The sequence below is a fragment of the Streptomyces rimosus subsp. rimosus genome, from assembly GCF_000720725.1.
Classification (GTDB): Bacteria; Actinomycetota; Actinomycetes; order Streptomycetales; family Streptomycetaceae; genus Streptomyces; species Streptomyces rimosus_A.
The window spans coordinates 1-14,227 of record NZ_JOCQ01000109.1 but is presented as its reverse complement, the minus strand read 5'-3'; the positions used below and the strand labels follow the sequence as shown (position 1 = coordinate 14,227).

Sequence of the window (14,227 nt, the reverse complement as noted above, 5' to 3'; positions counted from 1 at the left end):
GCGCCGCCTCACGCCTTCGGCCGCGCCCCGACCGTGAACTCGGCGCCGAACGGGTCGGTGATCCGCGCATGCCGCGCGTACACGCTGTCCTCCGGCTCGCCCGCCGTACCACCGGCCGCGACCGCCCGCGCGACCGCCGCGTCCGTGTCCGCGACCTCGAAGAGCGTTCCCCAGCCCGCCGCCCCGGCGGACGGGTCGCCCATGATTCCGCCGATCTCGTGCCCGTCCGGGCGGCGCAGGAAGGTGAAGTCGGCGTCCGGCAGGTCGGCGTTGGGCTCCAGGGTGTAGCCGAAGACGGCCGCGTAGAAGTCGCGGGCCGGGGCGGGGTCCGGGGCGATCAGGTCGTTGCGTATGAGGGAGTTGGGCTCGTTGACGACCTCGCAGCCGAGGCGGGCGCGGCCCTGCCACAGCCCGAACTGCGCGCCCACGGTGTCCTCGACGAGCGCGGCCCGCCCGTAATCCCGGATCTCGACCGGCCCCCACAGCACCCGGCCGCCCGCGTCGGCGACGCGCTTGGCCGTGCCGTCGCAGTCGTCGGTGGCCATGTACATGATCCACGCGCCGCCCGCCTCGCCGGGCCGCTCCATCAGCCCCGCCGCGCGCTGCCCGTCCACCAGCCCGACGGCGTACCGGCCGTGCTCCGCGCCCTCTGCCGCCGGATCCGCCGCCTCCCCCGCCGCCCCTGTCGTCTCCGTCTCGTACGTCCAGCCGAACAGCGCGCCGTAGAAGTCCATGGCCCGGTCCAGGTCGGGCACGGTCAGTTCAATCCAGGTGGGCGTCCCGTCGGGCTGGTTGCCGGTGACACGGCTCATGACGTGCTCCTCACGGTACGGGGCGACCGGCCGGCCGGCCGCGCTGACCCGGTACCGATGACGCTAGGCGCCATGCAGGACGGGTCACGTCCTATATGCGCCACGCCTTGCGGCAACCTCCCGTAACACCACTGTGCCTCCGTCTACGGGACCCCGTTACGCAGCCGCCGAATCGCCGCAATAGAGGGCAGACACCATCATGTGCGGTGTGCCCTTTGCCCGCCCGCCCCGCCGGGCCCCACGGAAAATGACGTGCTGATGCGCCGCTCCCCGACGGCCTTCCTGAGGCGCGCCCAAGCGGTGGCGCCTGGCCTGGCCCTCTCCCTCGTAGGTGCGTCCGTGCTGCTGAGCGGCTGCGCCGCGACCGGCGACCCGAAGAGCGCCGGGCGGACACCGGCGGCCAGCGCCCCCGAACAGGTGTGGTCCGCCAGTAGGCCCCCGAAACCCCTGGGGCCGCCCAACTCCGCCGGCCGGCCGACCCCGCTGCGGGCGCTGCCGCGCGTGCCGTCCGGAAACATTCACGAGGTCGCGCCGCTCACCATCGCCCGCGCCGCGGCCGAGCCGATGGACGCCTCGGACGACACGGTGAAGAAGATCAAGGAGTGCCGGACCATCGGGCAGCGGCCGTGCGCCGTGCAGGCCCCCCGCTACCGGGACCTGACCGGCGACGGCAAGGACGACCTGCTGCTGGCCATCGAGGCGGGCAACGGCTGGGTGTCCCTGTGGGCCTTCACGGTCAAGGACGGAGTGATCACCCAGGTCCTGGCCAACTCGAACAGCGCCAGGTCGGTCGAGCTGTCCGGCCGCGAGGTGATCCTGTGGGACCCGGTCACTACGGGCGGCTACGAGCTGCGCCGCGTCTACACGTGGGACGAACGCCTACAGGCCATGAACGAACGCGTCACCGAGTACGTCGAGACCGGCCGGAAGTGACGCACCCATGCCGATACGCCGCTTCCTGACGTCCTGCCTGGTGTGCGCGTCCGTGCTGTTGGGCGGGTGTGCGGTGACCGGCGGGCCGAGGAGTGCCGGGCATACGGCGGCCGTATCGGCGCCGTCCCGACTGTGGCCCGGTCGGCTGGCCCCACCACAGCCCACGGAGCCGCCGGAGGCGGCGGACAAGCCGAAACCGGTACGGGGATTGCCGCGCGTGCCGTCCGGCGACATGCGCCGCATCCCGGCGCGGGACGTGGCGCGGGCCACGGTCGGGAAGTGCCGGGCCGCCGGGCCGGAGACGTGTTCCGTGGAGACGCCGAAGTACTGGGACCTGACCGGCGACGGCAAGGACGAGCTGCTGATCGGCGTCGCGTCCGGGAAGACGTTCCTGTTCCTGAGCGCCTTCACGGTCAAGGACGGGACGGTCGCCCAGATCATGGACGCCGGGGTGACCCCCTCGTCGGTCGAGCTGTCCGGCGGTGACGTACTCGTCCGCGAGCCCGCCGATTACGCCGGATACGACCTGCGCCGGATCTACACCTGGGACCCCCACTTGCAGGTCATGAACGAACGCGTCACCGAGTACGTCAGACGATGAGGCGGAGGAACTCCGCCCAGGCGGCGGGGGGTACGGCGAGCGCCGGGCCGGATTTGTTCTTGGAGTCGCGTATGTGGATGGTGGTGGGGGTGGGGGCGACTTCGACGCATGTACCGCCTTCATTGAGGCTGTAACTGCTCTTGGTCCACGCCAATTCGGCGCTCATAGCTCACCTGCTACCTTCTCGATCAGTTCCAGGGACTTCCCTGGCGACAGAGCCTCCGCGCGAAGTGCTCCGAACCGCTCCCTGTGGTGGGCTGCTTCAACTGGCTTGGTGAGCAACCTACTCCGGTCCTGGCCTTCCAAGAAGACGCTGTCTCGCCCGTCCGGTGAGAACAGCAGGTCCAGCGGTCCAGTCAGCCCTGCGTGCGTAGGCGTGACGGTGGGCATCACTTGCAGCGTTACGTGTGCCAGTTCGCGGGCAGTGGCCGCCGCGTGCAGCAGGGCCGCTTTCAGCACCCCTTCTCCGCCCAGCGGCCGGTGGAGCGCCCCTTCCTCGATTACGAAGCTCACGGTCGGCGCGGGCTCCCGCAGCAGCACCGCCTGGCGCTCCAGTCGTTCCTGAGCCAGTTCGTCGATGTCTCCCCTACGCAGCGCCGGGACCCGCGATCGATGAAGTGCGCGGATGTAGTCCGGGGTTTGCAGGAGCCCGGGAATCACCATCGCCAGGTACCCACCGATGCTCAGCGCCTCGGCCTCCAGCAGTTGCCACTCCAGGAATTGTGCCCGGCTCGGCTCCTGCTCCATCAGCTCTACGCACGATTCCAGAGTGCCGTCGGCCACCGTGAGCCGATCCGCGTCAATCAGGAATCCCGCGCTCGGAATCCGCTCACCCCGCTCGTACGCGCCCTCCAGCGATTCCGAAACGTGCGTCTCCTTGGCCAGAATCCTTTGCGTCATACCGACTCGCTGGCGGCAGATCTTGATAAGCCCACCGACGTGTGTACGCGCGGCCGACGGCTCGATACGCCCCATCACGATGACCAGCTCCTCCCCTACATCCTGCATGTGAGCCGCTTTCACCTGGTGACGCTACGCACATACGCCGACCCTTGTTGTCATGACGACGAAAGACCACCCCGACGAGCCACGCCTCCTCCCCTGGGCCAATGAGGACGGCAAGCCCTGTTACGTGATCGGGGAGGGCCGGGGCCTCGTGTCCGACTTCGCGGACCAGCTGGAAGAGTTGCAACTGTGCACCGCAATCCAGGTGTTGGACCACTCGCGAGCCAGCCTCAGCCGCCCCGAACCGCTCACCCCCACCGAGCTGCTGTTCATCACCAACCGGCTCACCGAGTCGCTGACCGACGCCGTGCGCGTGGCCGACAGCCGGGGCCGCAGGCTGAACCAGACCCTTCACGCACCGTGAGCGCGACCGACCCACGCGATCCATACACGCGTCATAGACAAGCGTATAGATCACTCGTATAGTCGCGCCATGACCACAACAAGACGCACCCACGTCCTCATATCCGGCGCCGGCATCGCCGGCCCCGCACTCGCCCACTGGCTCCACCGCTACGGCTACGCCGTAACCGTCGTGGAGCGCGCCCCTCAGCCGCGTACCGGCGGCTACAAGGTCGACATCCGAGGCGCCGCGGTGAACGCCGCGCAACGCATGGGCGTCATGGGCGCGGTCCGGCGCGCGAGTACGGACATGCGTACCGGCGCGTACGTGGACGACGGCGGGCGGCGCGTAGCCACGCTGCCCGCCGACATCTTCGGCGCCCGGGTGGACGGCGACGACGAGATCATGCGCGGCGACCTGGCCCGCATCCTGTACACGCACACGCGGGACGACGTGGAGTACGTCTTCGGCGACTCCATCACCTCGCTCGCGGACGACGGGACGGGGGTGGACGTCACGTTCACCCGCACCGCGCCGCGCCGGTTCGACCTCGTCGTGGGCGCGGACGGCCTGCACTCCACCGTCCGCCGCCTCGCTTTCGGCGACGAGTCGCGCTACCTGCGCCACCTCGGCGCGTACATCTCCGCCTTCAGCGTGCCGAACGAACTCGGCCTCGACCGCGAGGAGTTGTACTACGCCGCACCCGGCGCGCTGGCCTGCGTCTACAGCACGCCCGACGACGCGGGCGCCAAAGCCATGCTCTGCTTCCGGTCGCCGCGGCTCGCTTACGATCACCGCGACACGGACCGCCAGCGCGCGCTACTGGCCGACGCCTTCGCGAACGCCGGCTGGCAGGTGCCCGGCCTCCTCGCCGCTTCCCGTACGGCCGAAGACTTCTACTTCGACGGGCTGCACATGATCGAGATGGACCGCTGGTCGCGCGGGCGCGTGGTGCTGCTGGGCGACGCCGCGCACTGCGCGTCCCCCGCGTCGGGGCAGGGGACGGGGATGGCGCTGGTTGGCGCGTACGTACTCGCCGGGGAACTGGCGGCGGCGGGCGGCGACCCGCTGACGGCCTTCGCGCGCTACGAGGCCGAGATGCGCCCGTACGTCACGGAGAACCAGCGGATGGCGGAAAACTTTGTACCGCAGATGCTGCTCGGCAGCAGGCGGGCGATCCGGTTCCGCCACCTGATGCTGCGGATGCTGCCCCACATGCCGTGGAAGAACCTGGTGGCGAAGAAGCTCGCCGAGGACGTACAGCGCGGCGCGAACGCGATCACGCTCAAGCCGTACGCGTCCCCGTACACGCCCACGACCTGGGAGCCCGCCGCCCCGCAGCCCGCCATCCCGGAGCCCGCCGCGCTGTGCGCGGATTAGGCTGCCGGGCATGGTGGATCACCCGGCCGAAAGCCAACCCACGGACCCCGCCGCCGACGACCGCTTCCGTGCGCTCCTGCGCTCCCTCCGCGTATGGGACTGCGAGCTGCCCGCCATCGACCCGGACCCCGCGCACGCCCCGGCCCACCCGCTGCCCCTCTTCCGGCAGTGGCTGCGGGAGGCGGCCGAGGCGGGCGTACCCGAGCCGCACACCATGACGCTCGCGACGGCGGGCGCGTCCGGCGACCCCAACGTACGTACCGTGATGCTGCACGACGCCGACGCGCGCGGCTGGCACTTCGCCACCCACCGCGACAGCCGCAAGGGCCGCGAACTCACCGCCCGCCCACGCGCCGCTCTCGGCTTCTACTGGCCCGCGCTCGGCCGCCAGGTACGCGTCCGGGGCCGGGTCGCCGAGGCGGGCCCGGAGGAGAGCGCGGCCGACCTCCACCGTCGCTCGACGGGCGCCCTGGCCGCCGCCCTCGTAGGCCGCCAGAGTGAAGCGCTCACCTCGTACGCGGAACTGGAACGCGCCTCGGAAGCGGCCTGGGAGCGCGCGCAACGGGAGCCGGACGCCCCGGTGCCCAGCTGGACGCTCTACGTGCTGGACCCCGACGAGGTCGAGTTCTTCCAGGGTGATGAGCGGCGACGGCACGTACGGATCAACTACCGCAAGGACGGCGGCGACTGGTGCCGGGAACTGCTCTGGCCGTAGCCCGGCACCGCCCCCCGGCGCGCGCTCACAAGCGCCGATACATGATGTGCAGCCCGACGTAACCCTTGGCGGGGTGCAGAAACCCCTCGGGGAGCGTCGTCATGATCTCGAAGCCGAGGGACTGCCAGAGGGCGACGGCGCGCGTGTTGGTCTCGACGACCGCGTTGAACTGCATGGCGCGGAAACCGGTCGTACGGGCCCAGTCGACGGCGTACTCGCCGAGCGCGCGGCCCACGCCCCGGCCGCCGTGGGCCGGGTCGACCATGAAGGAGGCGCTCGCGATGTGCGCGGCGGCGCCCATGTGGTTGGCGTTCATCTTGGCCGAGCCCAGGACCGTACCGGCGCCATCCACGGCCACGACCGTGCGGGACGGCGGGGCGAGCATCCACATCTCCCGGCTCGTCGGCTCGTCCATGTCGCGGGGATAGGTGTACGTCTCGCCCGCCGCCACGATGGCGCGGAAGAACGGCCAGATGGCGGGCCAGTCGGCCGCGGTTGCCTCTCGGATCAGCACACCGGCCAGCATGACGCGGGGCGGGCGCGGCGAGCCAGCGAATAAGCGTTGACGAAGCGGAACGTCGTTCCGTATCGTCAATCCGGAACGACGTTCCGCTTTGCGTTCGACCATCGAAGGGAATCGCGCACCATGAGCGAACCGGCATCCGCATCCGCATCCACTTCCGCATCCGCCTCCGCCTCCGCACCCGCCTCCGCCCCCACTCCCGTCCTCTCGGTCAGCCCCGTGTCGCTGCCCGTTCCCGGCCGGCCCGTGGACCTCCAGCTGCGGGTTTCCGCACCGGTGACCGGGGATGGCCTGCCGGTCCTCCTCCTCTCGCACGGGCAGGGCCACTCCAACCACCTCTCCTCACTGAACGGCTACGCGCCCCTCGCCAACTACTGGGCTGCGCACGGCTTCGTCGTCATCCAGCCCACCCACCTCAGCTCCCGCACGCTGAGCCTGCCCGCCGACACACCCGGGGCTCCGATGTTCTGGCGTTCGCGGGCCGAGGACATGACACACGTACTCGACCAGCTCGACGCGGTCGAGGCCGCCGTACCGCAGCTGGCCGGGCGTCTGGACCGGGGCAGGGTCGCCGTCGCCGGGCACTCGATGGGCGGGCACACCGCGAGCCTGCTGCTGGGCGCGCGGCTCACCGATCCGGACGACGGTATGGAGGTGGACCTGACCGAGCCCCGTATCAAGGCGGGCGTCCTGCTCGCCGGGCCCGGCCGGGGCGGCGACGCGCTCACGCCCACCGTGACCGAGAACTGGCCGTTCTTCACGACCACGGACTACTCCAAGATGGCCACACCCACCCTCGTGGTCGCGGGCGACGAGGACGACTCCGCGCACCTGACGGTCAACGGGCCGGACTGGCACGCCGATCCGTACATCCTCGCGCCGGGCCCGAAGTCCCTGCTCACCCTCTTCGGCGCGGGGCACGGACTCGGCGGGATCTCCGGATACGACGTCGCCGAGACCACGGACGAGAACCCGGAGCGGGTGGCCACCGTCCAGCGGCTGACCTGGGCGTACCTGCGTACCCAGCTCTACCCCGGGGACCCGGCGTGGCGGGCGGCGTGCGAGGCGCTGGCGGCCGAGGCCGAGCCCTTGGGCCGGGTCGAATCCAAATAATCCAAGTAATCCAAGTGATCCGGGCAAGGCAAGTAATGCAAGTAATCCGTGTAGGGCGTGGTCAGTTGGAGGGGCGGCAGCGGCGTACGTAGTAGGCGCAGGTCAGTGCCAGCACCAGGGGGCCCCACAACATGCCCGGTGCGATGCAGACCTTCGCCAGAATCTCCCACCCGATGCCGGAGAACCCGACTCCCTCGGAGCCGGGGACGTGGAGCCAGTGCAGCAGCGTGGGCATCCAGAAGGCGGTCGCGCCCAGGCCGCCGAGCGTCGCCGGGACGATGGCCGCGAAGGGAGGGATGCGCTTTCCCCCGATGCCCGGCAGCCAGCGGGGCGCCACCTCACCCCAGCCTCGCACCAGGCCGAAGGAGAGCAGCGCCAACGCCTCCGAGACGATGCTGAGTGCGAATACGTAGGGGACGGCCCACCACACCCACCCCGGGGCGTTCGGATCGACCATCCCCATCTTGAAGTCGAAGGCGAAGGGCAGGCGCCACAGGCACTGCGGCAGCAGCAGAAGCGGGATCGCGTGCGCGGTGATGTCCGCCCATCTCGGCACGGGACGCTCCGTGCCGTGCGGAAACGTCACACGGGGTTCAGGGGTGATCGTCGTCATGCCCGTCAGTCTTCGCGATCACGGGTGAACGGTCGTCGGCACACGGCAGGGCTTTCCCTCCCCCGCGAGGGGGAACGCGCGTCAGCCCGCGGAACGACCGCCGGAGCCGGCGCCTACACACCCGCCGGAGGGGCGGAGGAGGGAGCGGGGGAGGAAGCGGGACAGAAGACGGGGACGGCCAGTTCGTGGGCGTTCGCTCCGCTCCCTCCGGATGCCGTCCCGGCCCCCTCGACCCTACGAAAACGCACCCGCAGCGCCATCCCGATCCGCAGGTGGGCCTCCGGGCAATCGACAATCTCCGTCATCATCCGGGGGCCCTCGGCCAGATCCACGACCGCGGCCACGTACGGCACGCGGTCGCCGAACGGCGGCAGGTCGTTCCGGTGCACGACCGACCAGGTGTAGAGCGTGGCCCGGCCGCTCGCCTCCTCCCACACCACGTCTTCGCTCCAGCAACGCGGGCAGAACTCGCGCGGGTAGTGATGCGCCGCCCCACAGCCGTCGGCACGGCACCGGCGCAGCAGCAGACGCCCCTCGGCCGCCGCCTCCCAGTAGACGCGGCTGAAGGCGTCGGTCTCGGGGAGGTCGTGCCCGGGGGCGGTCTTCGGCTGCACGGCGGTCACCCACTCCTCGTGTGGCATGCGGGAACTGACTAGACGTCAGCTCTACTGATGTTGGCCAGGATGCGCAAGGGGGCGGGTCCGGACCTGGTCCCGTACGGCGACATGCGGGCGCTCCGCGGTTACCCTCACCGGCATGCCGGACGCCTCCGCGCACGCCGACCCCACCGCATCCAGCACACCCCCGGCCGCCGCTTCGCCCGTGTACGTCGTCGGGGGCGGGCCGGGCGGGCTCGCCACCGCCGCCGCGCTGGGCGCCCATGGCATCCGCGCCGTCGTCCTCGAAAAGGCGGACGCGGTGGGCGCCTCCTGGCGCGGGCACTACGACCGTCTGCGGCTGCACACCACGCGCCGGCTCTCCGGACTGCCGGGCCTGCCGATTCCGCGCCGGTTCGGACGGTGGGTCGCGCGGGACGACGTGGTGCGCTACCTGGAGCAATACGCGGAGCACCACCGCCTGGAGGTCGCCACGGGGGTCGAGGTGCGGCGCGTGGACCGTGCGGCGGACGGCGGCTGGGTCCTGCACGCGAACGGCGGACGCGAGCCGGCCGCCCGTACGGTCGTGATCGCCACCGGCTACAACCACACCCCGCACCTCCCCGACTGGCCGGGCCGCGACGGCTACCCGGGCGAACTGCTGCACGCCGGCGACTACCGCAACGCGCGCCCGTACGCGGGCAAGGACGTGCTGGTCATCGGCACCGGCAACACCGGGGCCGAGATCGCGGTCGACCTGGCGGAGGGCGGCGCGGCACGGGTACGGCTCGCGGTCCGCACCGCACCGCACATCGTGCGCCGTTCGACGGCGGGGTGGCCCGCCCAGGCGACGGGCATCCTCGTACGCCGCCTGCCGCCACGCGCGGTGGACCGGGCGGCCCATGTGATGCGCCGCCTGTCCGTGCCGGACCTGTCGGCGCACGGCCTGCCCATGCCCGACACCGGGCTCTACAGCCGGGTGCTGGAAGGTGCGATCCCCGTGCAGGACGTGGGGCTGATCGATGCCGTACGGAGCGGGGCGGTACGGCCGGTGGCGGCGGTGGCATCCTTCGACGGCGGCACCGTGCGGCTCGCGGACGGTGACGCGATCGAGCCGGACGTCGTCATCGCCGCCACCGGCTACCGGCGCGGCCTCGACGACCTGGTCGGCCACCTCGGCCTCCTCGACGCACGCGGCCGCCCGCGCGTCCACGGCCCGCGCACCCTGCCATCCGCCCCCGGCCTCCACTTCACCGGCTACACGAACCCGATCAGCGGCATGTTCCGCGAACTCGCCCTGGACGCGCGGCGCATCGCCCGCGCCGTCGCCGTCGCGGACACCGGGAGCGGTACGGAGTCGGCACCCGCACGCGGCTTTCCCTGAGGCACGCGCCCGCGCCCCGGCTTCGACACGGCGGGCTCGCGCAGCGGCGAGGCCGGTACGACCTATTCCTGACGGCACGTCAGTTGACCTAACCTGACTGAGCGTCAGTTGAATCGGCACTCGTCACACGGGAGCGGGCGTCAGCGATGCTTGGATCGACCTACGGCAGCCTCACCACTCACTCCAGCCCGGCCCGCGTGGTGGCGTGCGGGGCGACACCGCCGCACACCGTGCACGGTACGGCCGTACCGCACGCCGGCGGCCCGTCCGCCGACGGCGCGCACGCCGACGGCACGGGGCCCGACCTGGACGTCAGCGGGCGTCCGCTGTACGCCCCCGTCCCCGACCTGGACCGGTTCTTCCGGCCCGGGTCGGTGGCGGTCGTCGGGGCCTCCGACAGCGAGGGCCGCCCCAACGCCGGGATCACCCGGCAGCTGATCGCGTGGGCCGAGCGGGTCGGCGCCCGCCTCCACCCGGTCAACCCGGGCCGGGACCGCGTCTTCGGCCTGCCCTGTCACACCTCCGTCTCCGACCTGCCCGAGCAGGTCGATCTCGCCGTACTGCTGGTCGCGGACCCGGTGCCGGTCATCGAGGAACTGGCCGACACCAAGGCCGGGTTCGCGGTGGCCTTCGCCTCCGGCTTCGCCGAGACCGGGGCGGCCGGCGCGGCTGCCCAGGCCCGGCTCGCCGAGGCCGTGGCCCGTACCGGCATCCGGCTGCTCGGCCCGAACACCAACCTCAACGCCTTCGAGTCGTTCCGCGAGGACCTGGACGGTCCCGCCATCGCCCTGATCACCCAGTCGGGCCACCAGGGCCGTCCCGTCTTCTCCCTCCAGGAGCTGGGCATCCGCCTTTCCCACTGGGCCCCGACCGGCAACGAGGCCGATCTGGAGACCGCCGACTTCCTCTCCTACTTCGCCTCCCGTCCCGAGGTCGGGGCCATCGCCGCCTATGTCGAAGGGTTCAAGGACGGCCGCAGCTTCCTGCTCGCCGCCGACCGCGCGGCCCGCAACAAGGTCCCGGTCGTCGCCGTCAAGGTCGGCCGCACCGAGGCCGGGGCGCGCACCGCCGCCTCACACACCGGCAAGCTCACCGGCGCCGACGCGGTGGTGGACGCGGCCATGCGGCAGTTCGGTGTGGTCCGGGTGGACGGGCTGGACGAGTTGCAGGACACCGCGGCCCTGCTCGCCCGCGCCCGTACGCCCACCGCCGACGGCGTCGCCGTCTATTCGATATCCGGGGGCACCGGCGCCCACTTCGCGGATCTGGCGACGGCCGCCGGGCTCCGCCTGCCCACGCTCGGCCGCGCGAAGCAGGACGAGCTGCACCAGTGGATCCCGGACTATCTCAGCGTCGCCAACCCGGTGGACAGCGGCGGCCACCCGGTGGGCGACCGGCGCGGCCGGAAGATCATCGACGCGATCCTGGCGGACCCGTCGGTCGGCGTACTGATCTGCCCGATCACCGGCCCGTCCCCGCCGATGAGCGACAAGCTGGCGCAGGATCTCGTGGCCGCGGCAGAAGAGACGGACAAGCTGGTGTGCGTCGTCTGGGGTTCGCCGGTCGGCACCGAGGACGCCTATCGGCGCACCCTGCTGGGGTCGCGGCGGGTGGCGACCTTCCGTACGTTCGCCAACTGCGTGACGGCCGTACGCGCCCACCTCGAACACCACCGCTTCACCGCCGCCTACCGCTCCCCCTTCGACGGCGCCCCGCGCACCCCGTCCCCCGCCGCGCGCAAGGCGCAGGACCTGATGCGCCCGGGACAGCAGCTCAGCGAGCACGCGGCGAAGCAGCTGCTGCGCGCGTACGGAATCAGGGTGCCGCGCGAGCAGCTGGTGACCAGTGCGGCGGCGGCCGTGCGCGCGGCGAGCCTGGTCGGCTACCCCGTCGTCCTGAAGGCGTCCGCGCCGCGGCTCGCGCACAAGACGGAACTCGGGCTCGTACGCACCGGGCTGACCTCCGCCAGCCAGGTCAGGGACACCTACCGGGAGCTGGCCGACATCGCCCGCCACGAGGGCATCGAGCTGGACGGCGTCCTCGTCTGCCAGATGGTCGAGCGGGGCGTGGAGATGGTCGTGGGCGTCACGCCGGACGCGCTCTTCGGGCCGACCGTGACCGTCGGGCTGGGCGGGGTGCTGGTCGAAGTGCTGCGGGACACCGCCGTCGGCGTGCCGCCCTTCGGCGAGGACCGGGCCCGCGCGATGCTCGGCGAACTGCGGGGCCGGGCCCTGCTGGACGGCGTGCGCGGAGCGCCGCCCGCGGATGTGGACGCGCTGGTGGAGGTCGTGCTGCGGGTGCAGCGCATGGCGCTCGAACTGAGCGATGAACTGGCCGAGTTGGACATCAACCCGCTGATGGTGCTGCCGCGCGGGCAGGGCGCGGTCGCGCTCGACGCGCTGGCCGTCTGCCACTGACGGGCGCGCCCATGCCCTCCGTACGCCCGCCCCCACCACCGCTTGGAGCCGCTTCGTCATGTCGTCCACCCCTGTTTCCCCCGAACCCGGCCGGCCCGGATCGGACCAAACCGGCTCGGACCGAACCGGATCCGGTCGGCCCGCGTCCGCTGATTCCTTGATACTCCGCACCACTGACAACGGTGTGCTGTGGATCACCCTGAACCGCCCGGCCGCCCTCAACGCCATCACCCCCGACCAGCGCGAACGCGTGATTTCCCGGCTTTTCGAGGCCTCCGCCGACCCGGACGTACGGGCCGTCGTCATCACCGCCACGGGCAAAGGATTCTGCGCGGGCGCCGACCTGCGCGGCGGCGCGGCGGCCGACGCCTCCGGCTCCGCTGCCGCGCGGCCGCCCGAGCGGGTCGTAGGCGACGTGGCCCGCCTGATCCAGCGCGGCGCCCAGCGCCTCGTATCCGCCGTACTGGACTGCGAGAAACCGGTCCTCGCCGCCGTCAACGGCACCGCCGCCGGACTCGGCGCGCACCTCGCCTTCGCCTGCGACCTGGTGGTGGCGGCCGAGTCCGCGACGTTCATCGAGGTGTTCGCGCGGCGCGGCCTCGTACCGGACGGCGGTGGCGCGTACCTGCTGCCCCGGCTCGTCGGGCCGCAGCGCGCGAAGGAGCTGCTGTTCTTCGGCGACGCGGTCACGGCGGCCGACGCGGAACGGCTGGGCCTGGTCAACCGGGTCGTGCCGGACGCGGGCCTGGAAAAGGCCGCGCGGGACTGGGCGGAACGGCTCGCCACCGGCCCGACCCGGGCCTTCGCCCTCACGAAGCAGCTGGTCAACGCGTCGCTGGAAGCCGACCGGGGCACGGCGTTCGCGGCCGAGGCGGCGGCCCAGGAGATCAACATGACGACGGCGGACGCGCGGGAAGGGGTCGCGGCCTTCGTGGAGCGCCGCCGGCCCACGTACCGGGGGCGGTGAGTCAGGGACCCCCGTCCAGGGCTTCCGAATCTGACGGGCCATCAGGTTCAATGGAAGCATGATGGGACACGCCGGTATGGCAGCCGCCGCGGTGCGCTATCTGCGTTCGGTCGGCGCGCCGACCTCCGCCACGGCCCCCGCCACGCCCCATGCCACGGCACTGGGCCCCGACCACGCCGCCGTACCGCCGCGCCCCGCCCTCAGGGCCGTACGGGAGGACGAGCGCGCGCCCCTCGACCCGGCCGACTTCCGCGCCGTACTCGGCCACTTCGCCAGCGGCGTCACGATCATCACCGCGCCCGCGCCCCGGACAGCCGGGGCCGAGACCGGGGCCGAGACCGGGGCCGGTGGCACCACAGCTCCCGGCCCGGCCGGTTTCGCCTGTCAGTCGTTCGCGTCGCTGTCCCTGGACCCGCCGCTGGTCACGTTCATGGTGGCCCGTACGTCCACGACCTGGCCGCGGATCGCCCGCGCCGGTGTCTTCTGCATCAACATCCTGGGGGCGGGCCAGGAGGCGCTGTGCCGGGCCTTCGCCGTCAGCGGCGCGGACAAGTTCGCGGGGGTCCCGTACACGCCCGCCCCCGTCACCGGCTCGCCGCGCCTCACGGGCGCGATGGCCTGGATCGACTGCGCGATCCAGGCCGTGCACACCGGCGGCGACCACCTCATCGTCGTGGGACGGGTGGCCGCGCTCGGTACGGACCCGGAGGCCGCGCAGGCCGGGCCGCTGCTGTTCCACCGGGGCACCTTCGGCCGCTTCAGCGCGTAACGGGAGGCGACGGGCCCGCGCGGGAGACGGGCCCGGGGGCGGGGGGTCCGGGGATG

16 protein-coding genes are annotated in these 14,227 nt (G+C 72.1%); 10 read left to right on the top strand and 6 right to left on the bottom strand.

What is annotated here, in order from left to right; genetic code table 11:
* Positions 1 to 8 precede the first annotated feature (8 nt).
* Positions 9 to 812 carry a VOC family protein gene (locus IH45_RS0135670; protein ID WP_030678517.1) on the bottom strand — a complete coding sequence of 268 codons (804 nt, stop codon included), beginning with the start codon at positions 810 to 812 and terminating at the stop codon, positions 9 to 11.
* A 258-nt stretch (positions 813 to 1,070) separates the two neighbouring features.
* Here IH45_RS0135670 and IH45_RS0135665 point away from each other — a divergent pair, with 258 nt between their 5' ends.
* Both IH45_RS0135665 and IH45_RS0135660 read left to right on the top strand, forming a co-directional pair.
* Positions 1,071 to 1,745 (top strand): hypothetical protein, encoded by a 675-nt coding sequence (locus IH45_RS0135665; RefSeq protein WP_030678514.1) that lies wholly within the window; start codon positions 1,071 to 1,073, stop codon positions 1,743 to 1,745.
* 217 nt (positions 1,746 to 1,962) lie between these two features.
* Positions 1,963 to 2,346, top strand: a complete 384-nt coding sequence (locus tag IH45_RS0135660; RefSeq protein WP_234440802.1) for a hypothetical protein — start codon at positions 1,963 to 1,965, stop codon at positions 2,344 to 2,346.
* Here IH45_RS0135660 and IH45_RS0135655 read toward each other — a convergent pair.
* Complete coding sequence (locus IH45_RS0135655) at positions 2,336 to 2,512, bottom strand: DUF397 domain-containing protein (RefSeq protein ID WP_030678508.1); 177 nt, start codon at positions 2,510 to 2,512, stop codon at positions 2,336 to 2,338. The two genes, IH45_RS0135660 and IH45_RS0135655, sit on opposite strands and share 11 nt — an antisense overlap.
* Positions 2,509 to 3,369, bottom strand: a complete 861-nt coding sequence (locus IH45_RS0135650) for a helix-turn-helix domain-containing protein (RefSeq protein ID WP_234440801.1) — start codon at positions 3,367 to 3,369, stop codon at positions 2,509 to 2,511. The genes IH45_RS0135655 and IH45_RS0135650 overlap by 4 nt, the downstream gene beginning before the upstream one ends.
* A gap of 37 nt (positions 3,370 to 3,406) precedes the next feature.
* On the opposite strand from IH45_RS0135650, the gene IH45_RS0135645 reads away from it, so the two are divergent.
* The 3 genes from IH45_RS0135645 (at position 3,407) to IH45_RS0135635 (ending at position 5,789) form a co-directional block, all read left to right on the top strand.
* Positions 3,407 to 3,715, top strand: coding sequence for a hypothetical protein (locus IH45_RS0135645; protein WP_030678501.1), 309 nt, complete (start codon positions 3,407 to 3,409; stop codon positions 3,713 to 3,715).
* A 69-nt stretch (positions 3,716 to 3,784) separates the two neighbouring features.
* Positions 3,785 to 5,074 (top strand): FAD-dependent monooxygenase, encoded by a 1,290-nt coding sequence (locus tag IH45_RS0135640; RefSeq protein ID WP_050515422.1) that lies wholly within the window; start codon positions 3,785 to 3,787, stop codon positions 5,072 to 5,074.
* Between the two features lie 10 nt (positions 5,075 to 5,084).
* Positions 5,085 to 5,789, top strand: coding sequence for a pyridoxine/pyridoxamine 5'-phosphate oxidase (locus IH45_RS0135635; RefSeq protein ID WP_030678495.1), 705 nt, complete (start codon positions 5,085 to 5,087; stop codon positions 5,787 to 5,789).
* Between the two features lie 25 nt (positions 5,790 to 5,814).
* On the opposite strand, the gene IH45_RS0135630 is transcribed toward IH45_RS0135635, so the two are convergent.
* Positions 5,815 to 6,315, bottom strand: a complete 501-nt coding sequence (locus IH45_RS0135630; RefSeq protein WP_030678493.1) for a GNAT family N-acetyltransferase — start codon at positions 6,313 to 6,315, stop codon at positions 5,815 to 5,817.
* Between the two features lie 120 nt (positions 6,316 to 6,435).
* Here IH45_RS0135630 and IH45_RS0135625 point away from each other — a divergent pair, with 120 nt between their 5' ends.
* On the top strand, positions 6,436 to 7,425 hold the full coding sequence (locus tag IH45_RS0135625; protein WP_030678491.1) for an alpha/beta hydrolase family protein: 990 nt from the start codon (positions 6,436 to 6,438) through the stop codon (positions 7,423 to 7,425).
* A 61-nt stretch (positions 7,426 to 7,486) separates the two neighbouring features.
* On the opposite strand, the gene IH45_RS0135620 is transcribed toward IH45_RS0135625, so the two are convergent.
* Both IH45_RS0135620 and IH45_RS01000000144470 read right to left on the bottom strand, forming a co-directional pair.
* Positions 7,487 to 8,038 (bottom strand): hypothetical protein, encoded by a 552-nt coding sequence (locus tag IH45_RS0135620; protein ID WP_030678489.1) that lies wholly within the window; start codon positions 8,036 to 8,038, stop codon positions 7,487 to 7,489.
* 113 nt (positions 8,039 to 8,151) lie between these two features.
* Complete coding sequence (locus IH45_RS01000000144470; protein WP_050515421.1) at positions 8,152 to 8,679, bottom strand: Zn-ribbon domain-containing OB-fold protein; 528 nt, start codon at positions 8,677 to 8,679, stop codon at positions 8,152 to 8,154.
* Between the two features lie 115 nt (positions 8,680 to 8,794).
* Between IH45_RS01000000144470 and IH45_RS0135610 the strand changes: the two genes are divergently transcribed.
* The 4 genes from IH45_RS0135610 (at position 8,795) to IH45_RS0135595 (ending at position 14,171) form a co-directional block, all read left to right on the top strand.
* Positions 8,795 to 10,018 (top strand): flavin-containing monooxygenase, encoded by a 1,224-nt coding sequence (locus IH45_RS0135610; protein WP_050515420.1) that lies wholly within the window; start codon positions 8,795 to 8,797, stop codon positions 10,016 to 10,018.
* A 146-nt stretch (positions 10,019 to 10,164) separates the two neighbouring features.
* On the top strand, positions 10,165 to 12,435 hold the full coding sequence (locus IH45_RS0135605) for an acetate--CoA ligase family protein (protein WP_030678483.1): 2,271 nt from the start codon (positions 10,165 to 10,167) through the stop codon (positions 12,433 to 12,435).
* Between the two features lie 157 nt (positions 12,436 to 12,592).
* Positions 12,593 to 13,402: an enoyl-CoA hydratase/isomerase family protein gene (locus IH45_RS0135600; protein WP_030678481.1), complete on the top strand. Its 810-nt coding sequence runs from the start codon at positions 12,593 to 12,595 to the stop codon at positions 13,400 to 13,402.
* Positions 13,403 to 13,463: 61 nt separating this feature from the next.
* Positions 13,464 to 14,171 (top strand): flavin reductase family protein, encoded by a 708-nt coding sequence (locus IH45_RS0135595; protein WP_394298730.1) that lies wholly within the window; start codon positions 13,464 to 13,466, stop codon positions 14,169 to 14,171.
* The last annotated feature ends 56 nt before the right edge of the window (positions 14,172 to 14,227 follow it).